Raw genomic sequence first — 22631 nt, 5'->3', positions numbered from 1 at the left:
AGCGTTAAGGCAAAAGACGAGCAGGCAACAAACGCATCAACTGCATATCGAACCAGGCCACGAAGGCTGGAGACGGCACTGCGTCGACCGCCAGATACCACCAGTCGGCTGACGCGAAGGCACGGCACTTGACCGCATCTTTCTCGGTCATGACCAGCGGCAATGACGGCATGAAACTCAAGGCCGCCGCGCTGTACTCTGCGTGGTCGGCAAATGCATGCGGGACTGGCCGCCAGTGTAGCGTTTCAAGAGTGGTGAAGAAACGTTGCGGATTGCCGATGCCGGCCACAGCGTGCACCGCCTGCCCTGCCGGGAAGTAGTCCAGCGGGCGTCGCTCGCCGGTCTGCAGATTGATCAGCACGGTGGGCACAAGCCTGAAGGCGAAGCCATTGTCGCGGTCCTCAGTGGCTCCATTGTAGAGCAGCGCATCGATGCTTTGCAGACGCTCGACCGGCTCACGCAACGGACCGGCGGGCAGGCAGCGACCATTGCCCAGACCGCGTGCAGAATCGATCAGCACCAGTTCGAGATCCCGGGCCAGGCGGTAATGCTGCAAGCCATCATCGGAAAGGATCAGATCGAGCTTTTCGGCAGCCAGTAATGCCCGCACCGCGCGGCTGCGATCCGGGTCGATCATCAGTGGTACGCCACTGCGCTGAACAATCAGCAGCGGCTCGTCGCCGGCGACTTCAGCACTTTGCCCGGCGTTGACCCGCCACGGCAGTTGTGGCGGCTTGGCGCCATAACCACGGCTGACGACACCTACCCGCAGACCGCTGCGCTGGCAATGGTCGATCAACCAGAGAATCAACGGCGTCTTGCCGGTACCGCCTACCGTGATGTTGCCGACCACCACCAACGGCACCGGCGGTTGATAGATGTCGCCCTCACCGGCGAGAAAGCGTTCACGTTTACGCAGAACCACTTGCCGATACAGCCATTCCAGCGGCTGCAACAACTTCAGCGCGCGATGGCCGGTATACCAGGCGGCGAGCAAACGATTGGAAAGTGCCATCAGTGAGCCGGCGCCGCCTCGACGGTGGTCATGCGCAGATGGCTGAAACCGAGCTTGCCGGCGGCATCCATGGCGGTGATCACGGATTGATGTTGGGTTTTGCCGTCAGCGCTGATCGACAAGGGTAGATTGGTGTCGCCTGCGGACTCTTTCTGCAGCGCCTCCATCAGGCTGGCCAGATCGTTCTTGGGCAGTAATTGGTTATTCACGGTGAACACACCGTCGGCGCTGATGGCGATATCCAGTTGTTTGGCCAGTTGATCTTCAGCCGGCGAGCCGCTGACAGCTTCCGGCAGCTCAACGCGCAACTGGGTTTCACGGGTAAAGGTAGTGGTCACGACGAAAAACAGCAGCAGGACAAACACCACATCAATCAACGACACGAGGTTGATGTCGACGTTTTCCCGTTGTTTGCGGCGGAATTTCACGCTTTGCCCTCGACCAGATCGACATCACGGTCACCCTGCACCACTTCGACCAGTTTGATCGCTTCCTGCTCCATGCCCACCACCAGCTCATCCACCCGGCGTTGCAGGAAACGGTGGAAGAACACCGATGGAATACCAACAATCAAGCCTGAAGCCGTGGTGATCAATGCTTTGGAGATGCCACCGGCCAGCACTGCGGCGTTGGTGGTCATGCCCGAGCCCATGAACGAGCTGAAAATATCGATCATGCCCAATACCGTGCCTAACAGGCCCAACAACGGCGCCATAGCGGCGATGGTGCCCAGTGCGTTGAGGTAGCGTTCAAGCTCATGAATCACCCGCGCGGCGGCTTCTTCGATGCACTCTTTCATGATCTCGCGGCCATGTTTTGAGTTGGCCAGGCCCGCGGCCATGATCTCGCCCAATGGGGAGTTGGCGCGCAGTTCCTTGAGTTTTTCTTTGTTGAGTTGTTTGTCCTTGATCCAGAGCCAGACCTGCCCGAGCAGATGATCGGGAGTAACGCGGCTAGCTCGCAGGGTCCACAAACGCTCGGCAACGATGGCCAGCGCAGCGATGGAACTCAGAATGATCGGCAACATCATCCAGCCGCCGGATTTGACCAATTCCCACACAGTGACAGTCCCCTCGAAAAAGTGCGCCACTCTAACATAGGGCCTCGACGCACCGAAGACCGTGATGTTGCCTGTCGTCCGGGTTTAATAACCCACGGTTATTTGCTCCCGACCGGATCGCGCCAGAAGCGTCGCTGCTGGCGCATTGCCTCAGGCGGCTTGAAGGCACCCAACTGCAAACGTATGGCTCCTTGCTCTGCACTGTCATAAGCCATCATGTCCAGCTTGCGGTAACGCGCCATCACTTGCGGATGAGGATGACCGAACGAATTGCTACGCCCGCGGGAGATCAGCACTGCAGTGGGCGAAAGAGCCTTGAGAAAAACCATGGAGGACGAACTGCGACTGCCATGGTGCGGTGCCTGTAGCCAGTCAGTAGCAACGGCTAAAGGACTTTCCAGCAATGCGCGCTCGGCCTGGGCATCAATATCACCAGTCAATAGCAGGCGCTCGCCCTTGGCCTGGACCTGCAATACGCAGGACTTTTGATTGCTGTCGGTGGCGGATGACCACTGCCAGAGTTCGAAGCTCACCTCATCCCATTCCCATTTCTTGCCACTTTCGCACGACTGCGCTTGCAACTCGGCAGGCAACGCATCCGGATCGCCACTCAGCACTCGCGCCACCGGCAACCCTCGCATAACCGAACGAGCACCGCCGGCATGATCGGCGTCGGCGTGGCTGAGCAGCATCACGTCCAGTTCTCGCACACCCAACTTGCGCAACGATGGCAGTACCACCCGCTCTCCCAGATCGAAGTCACCGAAACGCGGCCCGGCGTCATACAGCAGGGTGTGATGACGAGTACGCACGATGATGGCCAAGCCCTGCCCGACATCCAGTTGCCAAATTTCAGCCTCGCCATTGGGCACCGTTTTGAGCGGCACAAAAGCCATCAACAGCAGCATCGGCCAACCCAAAAGCCGCAACGGCAATCCTTTGGGCAGTAACAGTAGAAAAGCACCGAGAACGCTTATTCCCCAGACCCAAAGAGGAATCGCTGCGGGCACCCATGCCGGCACATATCCAGCTATCAGCGCCAACGCTTGAAACAGCCAACCGATCAGACCACCCGCCAGCCACAGCAAGCCTTCACCGATGTAAGGCAGCGGCAGGAGCAAGGTTCCCAACAAGGCCGCAGGCAACACCACCAGGCTGACCCAAGGTACGGCAACTATATTGGCCAGCGGCCCGCTGATACTGATGGGCAAGCCAAGAATCAGCAGCACAGGACACAAACCAATAGCGATCAGCCATTGGGCGCGGGTCCAGGTTTGCCACCCACTCCAGGCGCCCAACCGACCACTGAAGGTGAAAATCAACACCGCCGCAAACGACAGCCAAAATCCCGGCTGCAAACTTGCCAGCGGTTCAAGCAACAGGACCACATTCAGCGCCAGCAGCAGCGGCCACCAGGCCCCCAAATGCCGAAACCGCAGCCGCCAGAGCAGGACCAGCCCGATCATCACACACGCTCTGCGTACCGGCACTTCGAACCCGGCCAGCAGGCCGTAACCCAGCGCCGCACCGAAGGCCAGCGCGCACGCCCACGGCAGCCAAGGCAAACGCGCCGGCCACACCCCATACCGCGCCAGCCCGGCGATCAACATATAAATGAGCCCGGCGAGCAGACCAATGTGCTGCCCGGAAATCACCAGCAAATGCACGGTGCCGGTGTCTTGCAGGACTCGCCAATCAGCAGCCGTCAGCCCTGCTCCATCACCCAGCACCAAGGCGGCCAACGCCCCGGCCCGACCTTGGGCGTCGACGCTCAATAGTCGCTGTCGGATGCCATCGCGCCACGCCCACTGGGCGCTTCTGAGCAGTTGCCCGTCTTTGACCGTGCCCGTTGCGCCGATTCGTTGCGCCAGCAACCAGGCGTCGTAGTCGAAAGCATGAGGATTGAGCAAGCCGCCGGGGCGCTTGAGCGTGATCGCCAGCCGCCAGCGTTCACCACTGCTGACCGATGGCCCGTTATACCAGGCCAGCCGCATCAATTTCGGCAACGAGGTCCGCCGCGACTGCCCCTCCTCAAACTCGAAACGCACCACGCCGTCGGCGTTCTGCGGCAAACCCACCACGCGCCCTTCGACCCATAGGGTTTGCCCGTCGAGACTGAGCGCCAGTCGATCGTTCAACGCCCATTGCGCACCCGCACACGCCCAACTGAAACCGAACAGAAAAAAGGCCAGTGGATACGTGCGAAACGGCAGAAGCATCAACCCCAATACCGGCAACAGCAGCAATAACCAGATCGGCGGCAACGCCGGCAAGAAGCGCAGGGTCAATAGACCCAACGCGAGTGCAAACATCCCTGTGCGCATAAGCCCGTCCTTGAGAGTCCTTTCTCTCGGAATAGTCGAGTCGCGCGGGCGCAGCTTTATTAATTGTCACAAAGTCTGAATTTGTCATCCGTAGAATCCGGGCATACTTGCCGCTTGAACTGACCGAGAAGCCCTATGCCCCGGCGCTTATTCAAACGTTACATGCCAGACCCGACCAGCATCAGGGAACACAAATCCTTACGCTTTCTCGGCACCCTGCTGCATGACCCGAACCTTTGGCACCTCAATCGCCACTCGGTAGCACGCGCGATGGCGGTGGGATTATTCGCCGCGTTTTTGCCCATTCCATTGCAGATGCTGGTGGCGGCAATTCTGGCGATAACGGTGCGCGGCAACATGCCGATTGCCGTCAGCCTGGTCTGGCTGACCAACCCGATTACCATGCCCGCGGTGTTTTTCTGCACCTATCAGACCGGTGCCTGGCTGATGAACGTACCGCCCCGTAGCCTGCCGGACGAGCTGTCCTGGGAGTGGATCAGCGGCGAGCTGTCGACGCTGTGGCAACCTTTCCTGCTGGGTTCAGTGGTCACCGGACTGGTCCTTGGTGCCCTCGCCTACTGCCTGACCATGACCTACTGGCGCTGGTGGGTCGGACGGCAATGGAAGCGGCGCAAGAAAAGTCGCCTGTAGAAATGCAAAAACGGCACCCTTGGGTGCCGTTTTTTGGTCTGGGATTGTGGCCCTACGTGCGCATACCTCGCCCGCTGACCAGCAGACGGGCACAACCGATATACAGCGCCACTGTCGCGACAAGCATGAAGGTGATGGCCACGCTGATCTTGATATCCGACACCCCGAGGATGCCGTAGCGGAAGGCGTTGACCATATGCAGCACCGGATTGGCCAGCGATACGGTCTGCCAGAACGGCGGCAGCAAGGTGATTGAGTAGAACACCCCACCCAGATAGGTCAGCGGCGTCAGCACGAACGTCGGGATAATCGAGATATCGTCGAAGTTGCGTGCAAATACGGCATTGATGAAGCCCAACAGCGAGAAAATCGTCGCTGTCAGCACCACCACCAAAATGGTCACGCCCAAGTGATGCACTTGCAGATCGGTGAAGAACAGCGATAGCAGCGTGACGATCACCCCGACCATCAGCCCGCGCAACACGCCGCCCAAGGTGTAGCCAATCAGAATGGTATGAGGCGAAACCGGCGAGACCATCAGTTCTTCGATGGAGCGCTGGAACTTGCTGCCAAAGAAACTCGAGACCACGTTACCGTAGGAGTTGGTGATCACCGACATCATGATCAACCCGGGCACGATGTATTCCATATAGGTGAAACCACCCATATCACCGATCTGCCGACCGATCAGGTTGCCGAAGATCACGAAGTACAAAACCATGGTGATCGCTGGCGGCAGCAGGGTTTGCGGCCAGATCCGGGTAAAGCGACGGACTTCACGATAGACGATGGTATTGAGTGCAACGAGGTTGGGTTGCAGCTCGGAACTCATACCGCCACCTTCGACAGATTTTTCTCCACCAGGGACACGAACAACTCCTCGAGGCGATTGGTTTTATTACGCAAGCTCAGCACTTCAATGTTCTGCGCGGCCAATTGACTAAACAACGCGGTGATACCCACCGCTTTATCGACCTGGACTTCCAGGGTGTGGCCATCGACCAGGCGGTTCGGATAGCCGATCAACTGCGGCGCAACTTTCATGTCGCTTTTCAGATCGAGCAGGAAGGTCTCGACATGCAGTTGGCTAAGCAACTGCCGCATGCTGGTGTTCTCGACAATGGTGCCGTGGTCGATGATGCCGATGTTGCGGCACAGTTGCTCAGCCTCTTCCAGGTAATGGGTGGTGAGGATGATGGTGATGCCTTTCTGGTTCAGCTCGGTGAGGAAGGTCCACATCGAACGACGCAGTTCGATATCCACCCCGGCAGTCGGTTCGTCGAGGATCAGCAGACGCGGTTCATGCACCAACGCGCGGGCGATCATCAGTCGGCGTTTCATGCCGCCGGACAGCGAACGAGACGGGACATCACGCTTGTCCCACAGACCAAGCTGGGTCAGGTATTGCTCGGCCCGCTCCTTGGCGACTTTCGGTGGGATACCGTAGTAGCCCGCCTGAGTCACGACAATGTCGAAGGTCTTTTCGAACTGGTTGAAGTTGAACTCTTGCGGCACCACGCCAATGCAGCGTTTGAGCGCGGCGGGCTCACGATCGAGATCATGACCAAAGATATTCACCGTGCCGCTGGTCTTGTTCACCAGGGTCGAGAGAATGCCGATGGTGGTGGATTTGCCGGCGCCGTTGGGGCCGAGCAAGGCGAAAAAATCACCTTCGGCGACATCCAGATCGATACCACTCAGGGCCTGGAAACCGTTGCCGTAGGTTTTGGTTAGCTGCCGGATGGACAGAGCGGAACTCATATCGGATTTACGCACCAAGAAGGGAAGAGAGTTACAAATAAGGGCGGACCGCACGCAATACAACAGCGGCGCACAAGACCAATGGTGCTTGTCGACGCCGCACAAGTACAGTCACCTGTATTGATAGTCAGTATTAAGTCAACGCGGTCATCACAGCTTTCTGATACGCCGGACGTTGCTTCAAGCGCTCATACCAGGCCTCTAGATGGCGCATTTGCGGGCGGTCGACGGGCATCTCAAACCAGGCATAAATAAAGCTGCCCAGCGGAATATCGCCCATGCCAATCTCCTCTCCGGACAGGTAAGGATGTTCAGCCAGCGCCTGATCGACCATCAATAGCAGCTCGGCACAGGTATCGCGCGCAGCATTGATCTTCACCCAATCCTGCTGATCCGCCGGGGTACGCAATACCCCCCAGAACACCTGACGGAACGGGTCGGCAAAGGTCGAGGTGGTCCAGTCCATCCATTTCTCGGCAGTAGCTCGCGCCTGCAGATTCGCCGGATACCAGGTCGAATCGGCGGCATGCTTAGCGCACAGATAACGCACGATGGTGTTGGATTCCCAGAGTACGAAGCCGTCATCTTCGATGACCGGAACTCGGCCGTTGGGGTTCATGGCACGGTACTCGGGTGTGTCGACTACCCCGAAAGCGCCGCCTGCATCCACTGCCTCGTAAATCAGACCGAGCTCCTCGGCGCACCAGAGTGCTTTTCTGACATTCGACGAATTTTTCCGACCCCAGATCTTCAGCATGACCGCCCCTTGATGGATGAATGCCGGGGCAGTCTACGCCGGATCAGGCCCGACTCAAATCAGTCTGCATATCACCCAGTTGGGCTGGCAACTGATCGCTGAACAAATGTGGATAACATTTTTCCAGATGCTCGAAGAATAAGTCTTCAGGCACATCCACGAACTGCCCGTGATCCACCAGGTACTCCATCAACTGCTCGCCCTGGCGATTGAACGGATGGAACACGCTGTCGTTAACCCCGTCGAACTCCAGCGGCGCTACGTTGAACAGCTCGCACAATTTCTGGTTGAACGCAGGCGTGGCCTTGACCCAACGCCCTTGTAAATACAACTCGGTGTAGCCGTGCATGGCGAACACATTGCTCCTGAGCAGCTCAAGCAAGCGTGGAGTCGACAGATGATTACGCACATCCGCCAGACCGATCCGCGCGGCGATCCCGCAATGCCGGGCGCATCCGGCAAGCAAGGTTGCCTTGGGCACGCAGTAGCTTTCGCCGGTTGCCAGCGCGTAGCTGCCGCGCAAGGTCTCGGGGTCACGGCTGAAGGTATAAGGGTTGTAGCGCACGGCCTCGCGCACGGCGTAATAGAGATTGATCGCCTGCTCGAGCGGATCACGACTGTTGCCGCGATGGGTTTCGGCGAACTCCACCACCGAGGGATGGTCACTATCGATGAAGCGGCCGGGACTCAGATACTCGTGCATGAGAACAATCTCCAGGGGAAGCCACGAGTCTAGCGACAGCCCGGGCACAGAGATAACGACGTTTCGGCCAAATATCAGCGCTGGGTGCTCTGTTTACGGAAGCGTTCAACCGTCCGCCGTTGAGATAACTCTCGAATTTCACCCAATGTTTCCTACAAATTCAAACACATCGCTCTTACCACCCTTTTTGTGGATGCCGTCTAAGCTCTGAGGGTGGTTTTGCCCCTGGTTTCACGGAGGATTGAATATGCTGCTGTTGTGGATACTGGTTCTGGTGGTCGGTATTGCTTATTTGGCACATCGCCGCACCGAGCCTCTACTCGCTTTGGGCGTGGTCGCTGTCTACCTGCTGGCGATGGGCGCCTTCAGCCGTGCACCAGGCTGGCTGTTACTGATTTTCTGGGTAATGCTCGCAGCGGTGACTGCGCCCTTGTTGTTGCCGGACCTGCGACGCAAATTCTTCACTGCGCCAATGTTCAACTGGTTTCAAAAAGCCTTGCCACCGATGTCGCAAACCGAGCGCGACGCCATTGATGCCGGCACGGTCTGGTGGGACGGCGAGCTGTTCAGCGGTCGTCCGGACTGGAACACGCTGCTGGCCTATCCGAAAGCGCAGCTGAGCGAAGAGGAGCAGGCGTTCATCGATGGCCCGACCGAAGCGCTGTGCGCCATGGTCAGTGACTGGCAGATCGGCCAATCGATGGACCTGCCGCCAGAAGCCTGGGATCACATTAAACAGCACGGCTTTTTTGCCCTGATCATCCCCAAGGAATTCGGCGGAAAAGGTTTCTCGGCCTACGCCCACTCCCAGGTAGCGATGAAACTGGCGACCCGCAGCGGCGACCTGGCGTCCACCGTGATGGTGCCAAACTCCCTCGGCCCGGCCGAACTGCTGCTGCATTACGGCACCGACGAACAACGTAACCATTACCTGCCCCGGCTGGCCCGCGGCGACGATATTCCCTGCTTTGCGCTGACTGGCCCGCTGGCGGGCTCCGACGCCGGGGCGATGCCGGACACCGGGGTGATCTGCAAAGGTGAATGGGAAGGCAAGGAAACCCTCGGCCTGCGCCTGAACTGGGAAAAGCGTTACATCACCCTTGGCCCGGTTGCCACTTTGCTCGGCCTGGCCTTCAAGGCCTATGACCCGGACCACTTGTTGGGCGACGAAGAAGACCTGGGCATCAGCCTCGCGCTGATTCCGACCGACACTGCCGGCGTGGAGATCGGCCGCCGTCACCTGCCGCTGGGCGCCGCGTTCATGAACGGCCCGAACTCCGGCAAGGATGTATTTGTGCCACTGGAATTCCTCATCGGCGGCCAGGAGATGCTCGGCAAAGGCTGGATGATGCTGATGAACTGCCTGTCAGTCGGGCGTTCCATTTCATTGCCTGCGGTGGGCACCGGTGCGGCCAAGTTCACCAGTCTGGTGAGCGGCCAGTACGCGCAGGTTCGCGAACAGTTCAATGTCCCCCTGTCAGCCTTTGAAGGTATTCAAGAAGCACTGGCGCGCATCGGCGGCAATGCCTGGATGATGGACGCCGCGCGAATGCTCACCGTCAACGCGGTAGACCTTGGCGAGAAACCCTCGGTGCTCTCGGCCATTCTCAAATACCATCTGACCGAGCGTGGCCGCGAGTGCATCAGCCACGCCATGGATGTCCATGGCGGCAAGGCCATCATCATGGGCCCGAACAACTATCTCGGACGCAGCTGGCAAGGCGCACCGATCTTCATCACTGTGGAAGGCGCGAACATCCTCTCGCGCAACCTGATGATCTTCGGCCAGGGTGCGATTCGCTGCCATCCGTTCGTGCTCAAGGAAATGGCCCTCGCCGGCCGCGAAGACAAACAACAGGCGCTGATCGAATTCGACGGCCTGCTGCTCAAGCACATCGGTTTTGCCGTGAGCAACGCCGCCAGTACCTTCGTATTGAACCTTGGCCTTGGGCGTTTCGAACACGTACCGGGGGACAAACTCAGCCAGCGTTACTTCCGCGCGCTTAACCGCCAGGCCGCGGCCTTCGCCATGCTTGCCGATCTCAGCATGATGTTGCTGGGCGGCGAACTGAAACGCCGCGAACGGCTGTCCGCGCGTCTGGGCGATGTGCTCAGCAATATGTATCTGGCCTCTGCCGCGCTGAAGCGTTATCACGACCTCGACTCCCCAGAGCATATGCACCCGCTGTTCGCCTGGGCCATGGAAGAAAGCCTTGGTCAGTCCGAACGAGCGCTGGACGAACTGCTCACCAACTTCCCGAACAAAGTACTCGGATGCCTGCTGCGGGTCGTGGTGTTCCCGTTCGGTCGTCGGCACAAAGGTCCGTCAGATAAGTTGGGGGCTGAAGTCGCTGCAGTCATCGGTCGCGCCAAAGGCGATCCAACCCTCGAAGAGTTGCTGGGAGGCTGCTATCGCCCGCAATCGACAGAGGATCCGGTCGGTGCCCTGCAGCATGCCTGCAACCTGTTGAGTGCCGCTCAGCCGCTACAGAAAAAACTCCACACGGCGCTGAAAAGCGGCCAGGTCAAACCTTCCGCCGGGGAACATGCCATCGATGCCGCGCTGGAGGCTGGCGTCTTGCAACCGGTTGAAGCCAAGACCTTGCATGAAGCAGAAGCCGCACGGCGCAAGGTCATCGACGTCGATGACTTTACCAAAGACGAACTGACACTCAGCGAGGGCAAAACCCGTTAACCCAGTCCGTATGGCTGTTCGATTATGAAAAGCGGGCGCCGGAGTTATATACTCTCGCGCCCGTTTTGCTTTAGTTCTAGAGGACTCCCGTTATGCTCGACCACACTCTCGCCCTGCTCGCACACCTGCGCAGCATCCTGGTCGCCTTGGGTGAAGCCGAACAGGTTCCGGAAGAAAGCCACGAACTTTTCCTCGAGCGCTTCGACGAACTGATGCTGCTATTGCCGGTCGATCCGATCGAAAGCCAATACCTGGGTCAGGACATTCTCTGCCAGGTCATCGCACGTTATCCGCAGATTGCCCACCTGGTGCCACGCGATCTGCTGTGGTACTTCGCCGGCGACTGTCTGCACTTCATGCCCGATGACGAGATCGACCTGTACCAGGCCCTCGAAGATCGTCGTTATGAAGCTGAACAGAACGACGAACCGTTCGACTGGAACCAGGAAAAACAACTGCTATCGATGTCGAATCAGGACAGCAAACACTGATCTACAATCGATAACGCAAAAGGCCCGCTCGGTTAAACCGGCGGGCCTTTTTATTTGCTCAAGAGCTGCTGCGTGGGGATGGGGAAGCCAGCGTCGGTTCCTTCTCCAGACACTCCACCAGATAGTCGATGAACACCCGCAGCTTCGGCGGTAAATAACGCGTCGGTGAATGAAGAAGCCATGCTCCGCCGTGATACGAAGCGAGAAAGGTCCAGTCCGGCAACACCTGCACGATCAGCCCCTGCTCCAGCGCATGCCGTGCCGTGAAATACGGCAGGCTGCCAATTCCGACATGCTGCAAAACCGCGTCCAACCGAACACCGGTGTGATTGGCCGCATAGCGCCCGCGCACACCCACCGTCACCGCTTTACTGCCTTTCTTGAATTTCCAGCGCGCATCACTGGGGGTTTCGCCCAGATAAATACAGCTGTGGTTGAGCAGATCGTGGGGATGGGTGGGCGTTCCGTGCTCGGCAAGGTACTGCGGCGTCGCACAAATCAAATGCTCAATAGGCAGTAATTGACGACCGATCAAACCGGGTGGAGGACTGTCTGTGATACGGATACTGAGGTCGACATTGTCATCGATCAGATCGACATGTCGATCTTCCAGAATCAGCTGCACATCCACTTTAGGATAACGCCGCAAAAACTCCGGTATGTGCGGATGGACCACAAAACGGCCGACCGCCTTTGGCACACTAACCCGCAGCAGGCCTTCAGCCTCATGGTTGTACTGGCCGCTGATTTCCATCACTGACCTGGCCGCACTGACCATGTCCTGGCAGCGTTTGAATACTTCCTCACCGCTTTCGCTCAAGCGCAGCTTGCGGGTAGTACGTTGCAACAGACGACTCGCCAACGCTTTTTCCAGGCGAGAAATGCTGCGACTCACCGCTGACGGTGAGGACCCCAGCTGGCGGGCGGCTTCGGAAAAACTGCCGGTCTCGACAACCTTGACAAAGATCGCCATCTCACCCAGCAGAGGCAGCGGGAGATTTATGCTCATGACGCACAAGTCCATTGATATTTGAACGGATTATCGCGCACTTCCTCCATCCCTATACTACTGAATAGAACCTTGATGCGGATGTAGATGATGACCCCGCGCCTACAGCGTGGATTGATCCTGTCGGCTATCGGGGCACGGCTCACCCCTTACTTACTGGAGTTGAAATGCTTTCGAACTACCTAGGCGAGTTTCTCGCACTGGCTGCAATCCACTTTCTCGCAGTGGTCGCTCCCGGGCCGGATTTCACGGTTACCATCCGCCAGAGCGTGCGCTTCGGTCGGATGGTCGGGCTGTACACCGCCATCGGCATCGGCGCAGGCATTTCGGTGCATGTGCTTTACACCCTGCTCGGGGTGGGCGCACTGATGCACACCACACCGTGGTTGCTGAGCGTCGCCAAGGTCGTGGGTGGCGCTTACATTCTGTATCTCGGTGTCAGCCTGCTGCGCAGCAAACCGAAAACCGCGGTTGAAGGCAGCAACGCTACGCCGGAGCAGGTGGAACGCCAGACATTGCCCAAAGCGTTCATGACCGGATTCCTGACCAACGCCACCAACCCCAAGGCTACACTGTTCTTTCTGGCAATCTTCACGACGGTGATCAGCGCTACGACGCCGCTGAAAATTCAGGCGCTTTACGGGGTCTGGATGTGCTTTGTGAATGCGGCGTGGTTCATCATCGTCGCGCTGTTCTTTTCCAGCGCACGCGTGCGGCTCATGTTTATGCGGATGGGCCACTGGTTTGAACGGACCATGGGCGTGATCCTGATTCTGTTCGCCGGGCGATTGATTCTGTCGATGTGATTTGCTGTGCGTTGGGGCGTGGTGGAGATGACGACGGGAAGCGTCAAGAAGTACATCTAATGGCTGGCTGCTTGAGCCGCACCATAATCAACCCCGCTACCACCACCGCAATCCCCACATATGTGGTGCCATAGATGACATCGCCAAATACCAGGGCCGCCCAGACCAGGGTCACTGGCGGCTCCAGATAGACCAACACCGCAACATGGGTGGCGGTCATTTCACGCAGCAGCATCCACAGGCTCAGGTAGGCGACGAAGGTAGAGAACACCGTCAACCACACCACCGAGATCAGGACTTCAGGCTCGCTCGGTATCCTCAAGGAGTCGGTATAGAGCACCGCCACACCGAAGCCTATCAACGTGAACAGCGACTGTATAAACAGCGATACGCTCAGATCGCTGCGTTTGGATTGAATCAATGTGGACCGACGCTCATACAAGGTGGCCATCGTCAGCCCCAAGGCCGATACCAAGGGCAACAGATACATGATCAGGCCGACATCGGCGCCGGTATTCACGTACTGACCAGAGATGACGATCGACACCCCGACAAAACCGATCATCAATCCCAACCATTGCCACCCGCTGCTTTTCTCCATGACATTGGTCGAAGTCAAAGCAGCCGTCATCAACGGCTGCAAGGCCGCAATGATTGCAGCGATTCCCGGTGGCAAACCGTTTTGAATGGCGATGTAGACACAACTCAGATACAAGAATTGCGAAAGCAAGCCGATCACGGCGTGATGCTTGATTTCAGTCCAAGTGATCTTCATCAGCCTGACGTTAAGGAACAACGCCAAGCAGGCAGACACCAGCACAAAGCGCCAGAACAGCAAATTGAAAGCCCCGGCAGTCTGTGCCCCCAGCTTGGCACCGATAAATCCCGAACTCCATGACAGGACAAACACAGCCTGCAACAACAGGAGTTTCAGGGGCTTGGCGCTCAAACCTTTGCCGGAAACGTTCATCCATGTCCCTTGATGCTGCGATGCTCCCGGCCGGCGGCGACCTCAACAAAACTAATCGGCTCAATGCCTAACTGACGATACTGCTCGGGTGCTGGCACAAACAGGTCCCGCTTTAGCGCGCACCACGGTCTGAGCGTGCTCAGAACCCCATCATCGGATGCCAGATGCCAGAACGTGTTTACGTCTTCGACGGTGTAAGGGCAGTGGAACGACAACACTAAAGACATGCGCCGCCCCGAGGTCACGGGGCGCACACCGTGGAACACCCGACTCCCATAGATGTACACCGCATCACCGCACGCTCTGACCTTACTCTTGCGTAACCGGCCACCGAAATCATGGGTATCGAATTGTTCAACTGGCCCTTCGAAGTAGACAAACTCCCCACCTTCGTACTCACCGGGGTCAGACAACAAAATGTTCAACACAAAGCTCGTGCCGTCGGTGTGCCACATTCCGATCTGGGCTTTGTCGTCTGGAGTCTCTGGCGGGTAGAAGTAGTTAACCTGCGAGCGAGCGTTCAGCAACGGATGCGGCACCAATGGCACGCCTGCAATCCTGGAGACCGCCAGCAAAAACGCGCGGCTGTTCATCATTCCCCGGATCAACGTCGATGATTGCGTCGCTGCCCGCGTTCGGTTGGAGATGATCCAGTTGCTGGTGGTGGAAGCGGCCTCCAACTGGTAGCAGGCACGCCGTAACTCCGTTATGCCTTGCTCGGAAAACAACCCACCGACCTCCGCGACCGCCGTCAACTGGTCCGGGGAAGCGACGTGGATAGGAGAAGTTGCATAGCCGAATTCCGTGAGGCTCTTGGCATAGCCTGCCACCGGTGAAGCGCTGCTCAAGTAGCTGTCATTCCACTCATGAAGGGTGTCGAGGAATGCCTCTGGCCGTTTGCGCCTGGACGCAGGCAAACAGGATGCTCGCAACGCCAGTTTGATGCGCTCCAAGCCTTGCGCGAATACAGGAAGATCGCCCTCTCTAGCCATGGTCTTAGTCCCTTTTTATACAGATTTCATCAACCCACGCAGTATTTTGATAGCTGGTAAATCACGCTCCCATCCCCACTGCAATACTCGCCAATCACCTTATAACCGCCGTATTCCTGCCTGATTCGCATGAACTGTTCGCGCGTGTATTTGAGGCAAACATTGGTCAACAGGTAGCCTTCTTCACGACCATCGCTAACGGGTAGAAGAGTTGCTGCAACCCTGTACAGATCATCGTTATGTTCAATTTCAGAAACGACAATCTGATGGGTGCCGCGTTTCTCGAAGCCCATTTTCAAACCGATCAAATCGGAAAATCGGCTCATGCAAGCATGCTCATAGAAACGGCGGATATGATCGTCGCCCTCAGGCGTTGATAGCTGCATCTCGGACAACACATAGGTCTGCTTGCCACCCACGCTTCGAATAATGTCGCCGATGGTGCCGGGCAACTCATTACCTTCCTGAAACCCCAGCATCGTAATCAGGGTTACGTCCTGTCCGCGTTCGATATGGTGGCGCTCCAGATCACGGAAGTTCTTCGCGAGGTAGTTGAATCCTTGCGCTGTGGGAAGTAACGGCTCGACCGCATCACGCATCGCGATTTGCGAAGCATGGTTGACATCAATGGCTGTGTAGTCCTGAGGCTCCACCCCGTGCTCGAGCAAGTATCCAATGAGCGCCGATGTCTTTACCGGCTCCGGCCCCAACTCCACATAATGCAGTCTGTCTTGCCCCAACAGAGCTACCAGGTCATCGGCAACAGCCCGCAGTGTCTGGTCCAACGATCCGTAGCCATTGGGGGCGGCACACAAATCTGCACGAGTCATGCCTTCGGTGTTGAGCGAAGTCATCAGAGAAAAAATTTCTTCGCTGATCCACTGATGGGGATCTGATGCCTGCGAAGACAAGGTCGAATATTTTTCAGCGTTTTCAATCGTCCATATGCGGCCAGACAGACCGTGCGCACTTTTCAAAGATTCAACAACCAGATCGTTGATTTCCATACCGCCCCCTTTTTTATTTGATGAGCAAGCTCCCTCTTGCTTGACCGAAGAGTAGGTTGAGGGCATTGTTTTGTAAATTTGAATAATCAGTACAAGTAATTCAAAAAATGAGAACCACTAATCAACGATTGAATATCGATTCACTGCGCACCTTTCACGCGGTGGCGCGTTTCAGGAGTTTTAAGGAGGCTGCGAACCATGTTCATCGCAGCGCTTCAACCGTTACAACGCAGATTCACAAGCTCGAGGAGTTGGTGGGGCAGAAGCTGTTCAATCGTAATAACCAGGGCGTCGAACTGACGATGTACGGGAAAAAGCTACTGTCGGAAACGACGGAGTTCCTGAAGAGTCACGACCGCCTGTTGGCTTCGCTAACGCCCCAACCCATGCAAGGCAGGATCCGTCTTGGTTTGCCCGACTCCTATGCGCCAACATTCATGCGCGATTTCCTGCCCATGCTAATCGCTGACAATCCACTGCTAGAGCTTGAAGTAGACGCCAGATCCAGCGGCGAACTCTTTGCCATGTTCAGCCGCAAGCAAGTGGATCTGGCCTTGGTGGTGAGTGCGCACCCCTTGGAGCAAGGCGAACGGCTGTGTGATATCCAACCGGTATGGGTAGTCGCCGAACACTTCAAGGCACCCGAGCAATCTCCTCTGCCGATTGCCGTACAACTGACGGGTTGCCCCTATCGCGAGTCCGCTGTACACGCACTGAAGGAGCACGGCGTCTATTATCGGATCATGCTCGAAAGCGCCAGTTCGCCCGCCGTAGAGGCTTGCGTTTTGAGCGGATTGGCAGTGGGGATGATCGAAGAAAGCAGAATGATTGCTGGTTTGACCCGAACAATCCCTGGAGTGGCGCTGCCTGATCTTCCAGTTCACCATCTCTATCTGCTTTCCGACAGCAGCAACCATCTGGCTCTGCACCTGCATGGACAAGTCAAAGCTGGCTTTAGCATCTGACGTTGAAATCCAGGTGTTGCAATCGGAGCAGACGCAGCCTCAGAAAATGATACGACTCACAACGCAAAAGACCCGCTCAGCATGACTGGCGGGCCTTTTTGAATATTGTTGCGTCCACAAATTACGCACACACAAAAACGCCGCTCAGAGAGCGGCGTTTTTGTAAAAATGGAGCGGGAAACGAGACTCGAACTCGCGACCCCGACCTTGGCAAGGTCGTGCTCTACCAACTGAGCTATTCCCGCAAATGGCGTCCCCTAGGGGACTCGAACCCCTGTTACCGCCGTGAAAGGGCGGTGTCCTAGGCCACTAGACGAAGGGGACACGCTGCCCGGAACACATGGTGTGTGTTCCAGTGCCCAGACCCGCATCCGAAGACTTGGTTCTGGTTTCACTCAACCCTGCCCGAAAGCAAGGCTGTTTAAAATTGGAGCGGGAAACGAGACTCGAACTCGCGACCCCGACCTTGGCAAGGTCGTGCTCTACCAACTGAGCTATTCCCGCAATGGCGTCCCCTAGGGGACTCGAACCCCTGTTACCGCCGTGAAAGGGCGGTGTCCTAGGCCACTAGACGAAGGGGACACACGTACAACATTCACTACTTACTGCGTTTCGCTGTGTGCTTTACGCTGTAAGTGGCGCGCATTCTATGGATGGATTGAGGGGTCGTCAACCCCCAGATATAAATTTATTTAAATCAATGACTTCGCTATGGTTTTGGCGACTGTTTCGGCATTTCACCCGCCCAGGGTTTGGCGCCTATATTCTGGCACCCGACAAGGCGTTATAGTCCAGCGCAGTGAATGATGGCAATCTGCATTCATCCGCGCGACGACGCCTTTCAACTCGTCGTTCAGTCCTATGCGCCTAAATGCCAAGCCACTACACTCACACGCGAACCCTATATAGAGGTCTTAACGGTGACACCACTCATGATCACCCTGCTCGTAATAGCCGGGATCGTAATACTGATCGCCATCGGCTACATGAACCATGTGGTGGAAAACAACAAGCTGGAAAAGGCGCGCACCAAGGTCGAACTCAACGATCGCCTGCGCCGTTGCGGCGAAATCACCGAGACCTTCCCCGGCCAACTGATGACACCCGCACTCAAGCTGCTGCTGACCCGGCTGGAACTCAATGTCACTCAGCGCCTGCTGAACCTCAACAAGACTGACGCTGCTACAAAGACACGGGTAACCGAACTCAGCGCATTGGTCGCCCAGGGCGAATCAATACCGGTCAACAACCCGCCGGCACCGATCCAGACTGAAGCCAAGGCCAAGGATGTACGCTTTCTATTGGAGGCGATGCATGGCCAGGTAACCCGGGCAGCACAGGACGGCTTTCTACCGGCCAACGAGGCCAAGCACTGGATCAGGGAGATTCGTCATATCCTGGTGCTGCTGCATATCGAGTTCTTCAACAACCTTGGGCAGCATGCCTTGCAACAGAACCAGCCTGGTCAGGCGCGCCTGGCGTTCGAACGCGGCGTGCAGTACCTGCGTAAGCAACAGGATCCGGTGACTTACAACGAGCAGCTCCAGTACCTGGAGAAGCTCCTGGCGCGCGCCAATTCAATGGTGCTGACCAACATTCAACCGACAGAAGGCGAAGTCAATGAATTGACCGAAGGCCTGAAGACGGTAGAAGCCGATGCTGACTGGAAGAAGAAAGCGATTTACGACTAAGAGATGCTGCTTGCCGCATGAGCAATTCATGCGGCAAGCGCCAACTGTGTCTAACCAACGCCAGGTTGGTTGACCGAAAGCTTTCGCGGGCAAGCCCGCGCCTACAGTAATCCGAAGCCTGCACCCTACAACCGGAAATGCCCAACCATCCCCTTCAGCTCCGCACCCAACTGCGCCAGTTCAATGCTGGACGCGGCATTGCCCTGCATCGCCAATGACGATTGATCGGCACTGGCGCGGATGCTGGTGACACTGCGGTTAATCTCTTCGGCCACTGAGCTTTGCTGTTCGGCAGCAGCGGCGATTTGCTGGTTCATCTGCTGAATCAACGATACTGCGGCAGCAATGCTGCCCAGCGCGCTTTCGGTCTGCAACGCATCGCTGACGGCCAATTTGACCAACTCGCCACTGCTCTGAATTTGTTGCACTGAAGAATGTGCGGCCGAACGCAAAGCGCTCACCAACCGTTCGATTTCCTCAGTGGATTGCTGGGTGCGCTTGGCCAACGCCCGCACTTCGTCGGCAACCACCGCAAAGCCCCTGCCCTGCTCTCCAGCGCGCGCCGCTTCGATGGCCGCATTGAGTGCCAACAGGTTGGTTTGCTCGGCCACGCTTTTGATCACGCCGAGCACCGTACCGATGTTTTGTATTTCCGCACTGAGACTTTCAATGCTGGTGCTGGCCGAGGTGGCCGAGTCCGCGAGCTGTTCTATACGCTGCATGCTCTGGCGAACCACCTGCTGACCACTTTCAACCTTATCGTCCGCCCTCTGTGCAGCCTGGGCTGCCTCTTCAGCGTTGCGCGCCACGTCGTGCACGGTGGCAGTCATCTGATTCATCGCCGTGGCGACCTGCTCGGTTTCTTCTTTCTGACTGCTGACTTCGAGATTGGTCTGCTCGGTCACCGCCGACAGCGAATGAGCCGAGCTCGCCAACTGCTCGATACCCGCCTGCAAGCCACTGACGATACTGCTGAGCCCGGCACCCATTTGCTGCATCGCCAGCATCAGCTGGCCGATTTCGTCACGACGGGTGACCTCGACTGTCGCGCTGAGGTCCCCCGCCGCAATTTGTTGAGCGACATGAATCACGCTTCGTAGCGGCGCGACGATCAGCCGGGTAATCACCCACGCAGCGATCAATCCGACCAGCAGCGCCAGTGCCGACGAGCCGATGATCAGAATCGAATTCTTTTTAAGTTCCACCTGCATCGACTGATCTTCGGCCGCATAGGCCTGATCGACTCGATCGACCACTTGCGCGGCGCGCTCATGCAGTTGCTGATAAACCTTTTTTTCTTGCGCCAGCAAACCGGTGTACTCGGTAAGCTTTTCACTGAAACTGGCGATATGCCCGGCCACTTCGTTGAGGACCGTCTGATACCCCGCGTCCTTGACCGTTGTCTTGAGCTGCTCGGCCTGGGTCAAAGCCTGATCAGCCTGCTCGATCTTGCCCTGCTCCCCACTCTCATCCTCACCCTTGCGGCTCTGATCCAGACGCACATGCGCTTCGTTCATCGCCTGCAGCATCAGCCGCGATACCTGACTGACTTGATTGGCTTGCTCGATAAACTCCGCACCCTCTTTGCCTTGGGACTCCTTCAGCGTGTAGGCGCCATCATCGGCAAGACCGGACTGGAGCACATCGAGGTTATTGGCGACGCTGGAAACCGACCAACTGGCCATTTCCAGCGCAAGGTCCTTGGCCTGGGTCAGCTCGACGAACTCATCGAACGCTTTGCGATAAGCGCCCAGTGCCTGTTCGACGTCATTCATCACCGGAACGTTGGTCGCTGACTGCGCCTTGAGTTGGGTCGCCAGCGCGATCAGGCCATCAACGCCTTCATGCAAGGCATCGGCAGTTTTCGGGTCGCCATGCAAGGCATAGTCCTGCTCCAGCAGACGCACTTTAAGCAGGTTGCTATTGAGCGTGGACATCTGCTTCAGACCATCGAAACGATGACTGATCTCCTGCAGGGACCACACGCCAATGGCTGCCACCAATGCCGTCAGGAGCAATACCAGAACAAATCCGACACCCAGTTTTTTCGCCATACCGAGGTTGGCAAAACGTCCTTGAACGGCCGTAATCATTGCGCTTTATCCCCTTCCCATGCCGAATGGCATAAAGGCCATTTTCTATTTATGCAGATTCGCAATGGGCCGCCCTTTAGCACAAGTCTCTGGCGTCTGAATAATGGCAAAAAGCTACGTCAAGGTCGTTTTCAGGATGGTTGAGGTCGATCCGGCAGAGCCGTGGCACGGAAAAATGCCAAGGCCCTCGGGTCATTCGCGTAGGCCACATTGATGCGAAGCCAATTGCTCGGTGCACCGTCAGGATTGAACGCCACCCCTGAAGAAAGCGATACACCACATTTGCCAGCCTGCTCGCGCACCTGAGCATAGTCGGACAGTCCAGGTCGCGCCCAAATGAACATGCCACCAGCAGGTCGAGTGAACACTTCCCACTCGGCGTCCTCCAGCGTTTGTAGAGTGGCGAGCATGTCTTTATTCAAGCGCTGACGCAGACGTTGCGCCAACTTGTGATAGGCACCGGTGGCCAACAGGCTGGCCATCACTGATTCGCAAAAGCGCGAGACTCCAAGGCAGGTGATCATCTTTACCTCGGCCAGCCGGGCAATGATTTCGGCGCTGGCGGTGATATAGCCGAGCCGAAGCGAACTGCTAAGAGTTTTCGAGAAGCTGGCGACGTAAATCACCCGCTCATCAGCATCCAGGGCCGCCAGGCGTGTGCAGGCACCTTTCTGTAAGTCGGCAAAAACGTCGTCCTCGACAATGAAGAAGTCATGGCTAGTCGCCAATTGCAGCAAGCGCTGCGCCACCGTCGGCGCCAGGCTGCTGCCGGTCGGGTTGTGGTACAGGCTGTTGATGAACAAAGCGCGAGGCTTATGGTTCTCCAGCAGGCTGTAGAGCTCATTGAGCTGCGGCCCGCTAGACGTTCTAGGCACCTCAAGCAGCGCAATCCCATGGAGCTTGAGCAAACGATGGAGATTGGAGAAGCCAGGGGTCTCAATCACCACGCAATCGCCTGGTTTGAGCAGCGTGCGCACCACCAGATCCAGGGCATGGCTGGCGCCATGGGTAGTCAGAATTTGACCTTCATCCACACAGATGTTGATCTGCTTCAGATGTTTCTGCAGTTGTTGGCGCAAGACCGGCAAACCCAACGGCGTGCTGTAGTTGAACAGCCCGGTCATGTCGGTGCGAGTGATCTGACGGATCGCGTAACTGAGGTCATCGCTTTCTCGCCAGCTTTCAGGCAACCACCCGCACCCCAGCCTCAACTCACTCAAAGGGCTGCCGGTGAAGTGCCCCCACCCCGCCTCGGCCTCCTCATCCCCCTGAACCTTATCCCGGGGCTGGAGAACGCGCACTGGTTCGGCGACGAAAAAGCCCGACCCCTGCCGTGATGTCAGCAGCCCCTGAGCAACCATCCGCTCATAGGCTTCGATGACGCAGGACTGGCTGAGCAGGTTGTCCCGCGCCAATTGTCGGATAGAAGGCAGGCGCGTACCGGAGTGCGAGTTTTCCTGGTGAATCCACGCCGCCAACGCGTTGACGATTTGCTGCACCACCGGCACGAGCGCCTGCCGATCAATCTTCAAATCCATGAATAGACGACTCCTAACTGTTTGTTTTTTTTCTGAAAACAGTTAAGCACAGGTGTTCTGTTGGCGAAGGGCGATAAGTCCTGGATAGCGCCCCTCCTAACCA

20 protein-coding genes, 4 tRNA genes and 1 pseudogene are annotated in these 22631 nt (G+C 57.2%); 6 read left to right on the top strand and 19 right to left on the bottom strand.

Translation table 11 applies throughout. The features are described from left to right. Nucleotides 1-4: 4 nt before the first annotated feature. The 4 genes from lpxK to ACN1C3_RS22710 form a co-directional block, all read right to left on the bottom strand. The gene (lpxK, locus tag ACN1C3_RS22725) at nucleotides 5-1015 is read right to left on the bottom strand and encodes a tetraacyldisaccharide 4'-kinase (RefSeq protein ID WP_419117994.1); all 1011 of its coding nucleotides are present in this window, start codon (nucleotides 1013-1015) and stop codon (nucleotides 5-7) included. After that, nucleotides 1015-1443, bottom strand: coding sequence for an ExbD/TolR family protein (locus ACN1C3_RS22720; protein ID WP_419117993.1), 429 nt, complete (start codon nucleotides 1441-1443; stop codon nucleotides 1015-1017). Before ACN1C3_RS22720 ends, lpxK begins: the two co-directional genes overlap by 1 nt. Continuing rightward, nucleotides 1440-2075 carry a MotA/TolQ/ExbB proton channel family protein gene (locus tag ACN1C3_RS22715; RefSeq protein WP_419117992.1) on the bottom strand — a complete coding sequence of 212 codons (636 nt, stop codon included), beginning with the start codon at nucleotides 2073-2075 and terminating at the stop codon, nucleotides 1440-1442. The genes ACN1C3_RS22720 and ACN1C3_RS22715 overlap by 4 nt, the downstream gene beginning before the upstream one ends. A 98-nt stretch (nucleotides 2076-2173) precedes the next feature. Continuing rightward, nucleotides 2174-4399: a DNA internalization-related competence protein ComEC/Rec2 gene (locus ACN1C3_RS22710; RefSeq protein WP_419117991.1), complete on the bottom strand. Its 2226-nt coding sequence runs from the start codon at nucleotides 4397-4399 to the stop codon at nucleotides 2174-2176. Between the two features lie 135 nt (nucleotides 4400-4534). Between ACN1C3_RS22710 and ACN1C3_RS22705 the strand changes: the two genes are divergently transcribed. Then, the gene (locus ACN1C3_RS22705; RefSeq protein ID WP_419117990.1) at nucleotides 4535-5050 is read left to right on the top strand and encodes a DUF2062 domain-containing protein; all 516 of its coding nucleotides are present in this window, start codon (nucleotides 4535-4537) and stop codon (nucleotides 5048-5050) included. A gap of 52 nt (nucleotides 5051-5102) precedes the next feature. Here the strand turns inward: ACN1C3_RS22705 and ACN1C3_RS22700 are convergent, their stop codons facing one another. From ACN1C3_RS22700 to ACN1C3_RS22685, 4 genes are all read right to left on the bottom strand, one after another. Beyond that, a complete protein-coding gene (locus ACN1C3_RS22700; protein ID WP_419117989.1) occupies nucleotides 5103-5882 on the bottom strand; it encodes an ABC transporter permease in 780 nt (259 codons plus the stop codon). Then, the gene (locus ACN1C3_RS22695; protein ID WP_419117988.1) at nucleotides 5879-6811 is read right to left on the bottom strand and encodes an ABC transporter ATP-binding protein; all 933 of its coding nucleotides are present in this window, start codon (nucleotides 6809-6811) and stop codon (nucleotides 5879-5881) included. Before ACN1C3_RS22695 ends, ACN1C3_RS22700 begins: the two co-directional genes overlap by 4 nt. Before the next feature lie 133 nt (nucleotides 6812-6944). Then, nucleotides 6945-7568: a glutathione S-transferase family protein gene (locus tag ACN1C3_RS22690; RefSeq protein ID WP_419117987.1), complete on the bottom strand. Its 624-nt coding sequence runs from the start codon at nucleotides 7566-7568 to the stop codon at nucleotides 6945-6947. A 43-nt stretch (nucleotides 7569-7611) separates the two neighbouring features. Beyond that, nucleotides 7612-8271, bottom strand: a complete 660-nt coding sequence (locus ACN1C3_RS22685) for a transglutaminase-like domain-containing protein (RefSeq protein WP_419117986.1) — start codon at nucleotides 8269-8271, stop codon at nucleotides 7612-7614. 247 nt (nucleotides 8272-8518) lie between these two features. Between ACN1C3_RS22685 and ACN1C3_RS22680 the strand changes: the two genes are divergently transcribed. Both ACN1C3_RS22680 and ACN1C3_RS22675 read left to right on the top strand, forming a co-directional pair. Continuing rightward, nucleotides 8519-10966 carry an acyl-CoA dehydrogenase gene (locus tag ACN1C3_RS22680; protein WP_419117985.1) on the top strand — a complete coding sequence of 816 codons (2448 nt, stop codon included), beginning with the start codon at nucleotides 8519-8521 and terminating at the stop codon, nucleotides 10964-10966. A 92-nt stretch (nucleotides 10967-11058) separates the two neighbouring features. Beyond that, entirely contained in the window at nucleotides 11059-11457 is a 399-nt protein-coding gene (locus ACN1C3_RS22675; protein ID WP_150806404.1) for a PA2817 family protein, read from the top strand. 58 nt (nucleotides 11458-11515) lie between these two features. Here the strand turns inward: ACN1C3_RS22675 and ACN1C3_RS22670 are convergent, their stop codons facing one another. Further along, nucleotides 11516-12466, bottom strand: coding sequence for a LysR substrate-binding domain-containing protein (locus ACN1C3_RS22670; protein WP_419117984.1), 951 nt, complete (start codon nucleotides 12464-12466; stop codon nucleotides 11516-11518). Nucleotides 12467-12633: 167 nt separating this feature from the next. Here ACN1C3_RS22670 and ACN1C3_RS22665 point away from each other — a divergent pair, with 167 nt between their 5' ends. Next, a complete protein-coding gene (locus tag ACN1C3_RS22665; RefSeq protein ID WP_419117983.1) occupies nucleotides 12634-13272 on the top strand; it encodes a LysE family translocator in 639 nt (212 codons plus the stop codon). Nucleotides 13273-13315: 43 nt separating this feature from the next. On the opposite strand, the gene ACN1C3_RS22660 is transcribed toward ACN1C3_RS22665, so the two are convergent. From ACN1C3_RS22660 to ACN1C3_RS22650, 3 genes are read right to left on the bottom strand one after another with little or no spacing between them, the layout of a single operon-like run. Continuing rightward, nucleotides 13316-14242, bottom strand: a complete 927-nt coding sequence (locus ACN1C3_RS22660) for a DMT family transporter (protein ID WP_419117982.1) — start codon at nucleotides 14240-14242, stop codon at nucleotides 13316-13318. Further along, on the bottom strand, nucleotides 14239-15234 hold the full coding sequence (locus ACN1C3_RS22655; RefSeq protein ID WP_419117981.1) for a 2OG-Fe(II) oxygenase family protein: 996 nt from the start codon (nucleotides 15232-15234) through the stop codon (nucleotides 14239-14241). Before ACN1C3_RS22655 ends, ACN1C3_RS22660 begins: the two co-directional genes overlap by 4 nt. 29 nt (nucleotides 15235-15263) lie before the next feature. Next, nucleotides 15264-16241 (bottom strand): hypothetical protein, encoded by a 978-nt coding sequence (locus ACN1C3_RS22650; protein WP_419117980.1) that lies wholly within the window; start codon nucleotides 16239-16241, stop codon nucleotides 15264-15266. Nucleotides 16242-16348: 107 nt separating this feature from the next. Between ACN1C3_RS22650 and ACN1C3_RS22645 the strand changes: the two genes are divergently transcribed. After that, the gene (locus tag ACN1C3_RS22645; RefSeq protein ID WP_419117979.1) at nucleotides 16349-17206 is read left to right on the top strand and encodes a LysR family transcriptional regulator; all 858 of its coding nucleotides are present in this window, start codon (nucleotides 16349-16351) and stop codon (nucleotides 17204-17206) included. A gap of 169 nt (nucleotides 17207-17375) precedes the next feature. Here the strand turns inward: ACN1C3_RS22645 and ACN1C3_RS22640 are convergent. The 4 genes from ACN1C3_RS22640 to ACN1C3_RS22625 form a co-directional block, all read right to left on the bottom strand. After that, nucleotides 17376-17451 (bottom strand) — tRNA-Gly (locus tag ACN1C3_RS22640). A 3-nt stretch (nucleotides 17452-17454) separates the two neighbouring features. Beyond that, nucleotides 17455-17530, bottom strand: a tRNA-Glu gene (locus tag ACN1C3_RS22635). A gap of 104 nt (nucleotides 17531-17634) precedes the next feature. Further along, a tRNA-Gly gene (locus ACN1C3_RS22630) sits at nucleotides 17635-17710 on the bottom strand. Between the two features lie 2 nt (nucleotides 17711-17712). After that, nucleotides 17713-17788 (bottom strand) — tRNA-Glu (locus ACN1C3_RS22625). A gap of 338 nt (nucleotides 17789-18126) precedes the next feature. Between ACN1C3_RS22625 and ACN1C3_RS22620 the strand changes: the two genes are divergently transcribed. Next, entirely contained in the window at nucleotides 18127-18897 is a 771-nt protein-coding gene (locus tag ACN1C3_RS22620) for a hypothetical protein (protein WP_419117978.1), read from the top strand. A 125-nt stretch (nucleotides 18898-19022) separates the two neighbouring features. Here ACN1C3_RS22620 and ACN1C3_RS22615 read toward each other — a convergent pair whose 3' ends face one another. From ACN1C3_RS22615 to ACN1C3_RS22605, 3 genes and pseudogenes are all read right to left on the bottom strand, one after another. After that, complete coding sequence (locus tag ACN1C3_RS22615) at nucleotides 19023-19886, bottom strand: methyl-accepting chemotaxis protein (protein WP_419118051.1); 864 nt, start codon at nucleotides 19884-19886, stop codon at nucleotides 19023-19025. After that, a pseudogene (locus ACN1C3_RS22610) lies at nucleotides 19884-20108 on the bottom strand (HAMP domain-containing protein); the annotation flags it as partial. The gene ACN1C3_RS22615 and the pseudogene ACN1C3_RS22610, both read right to left, overlap by 3 nt. A gap of 1013 nt (nucleotides 20109-21121) precedes the next feature. Beyond that, nucleotides 21122-22528, bottom strand: a complete 1407-nt coding sequence (locus ACN1C3_RS22605) for a PLP-dependent aminotransferase family protein (RefSeq protein ID WP_419117977.1) — start codon at nucleotides 22526-22528, stop codon at nucleotides 21122-21124. Nucleotides 22529-22631: the final 103 nt, after the last annotated feature.

It is taken from the genome of Pseudomonas sp. H11T01, assembly GCF_048515765.1.
Classification (GTDB): Bacteria; Pseudomonadota; Gammaproteobacteria; order Pseudomonadales; family Pseudomonadaceae; genus Aquipseudomonas.
The sequence above is the reverse complement of the archived record's forward strand: the minus strand, read 5'-3'. Positions and strand labels throughout refer to the sequence as shown.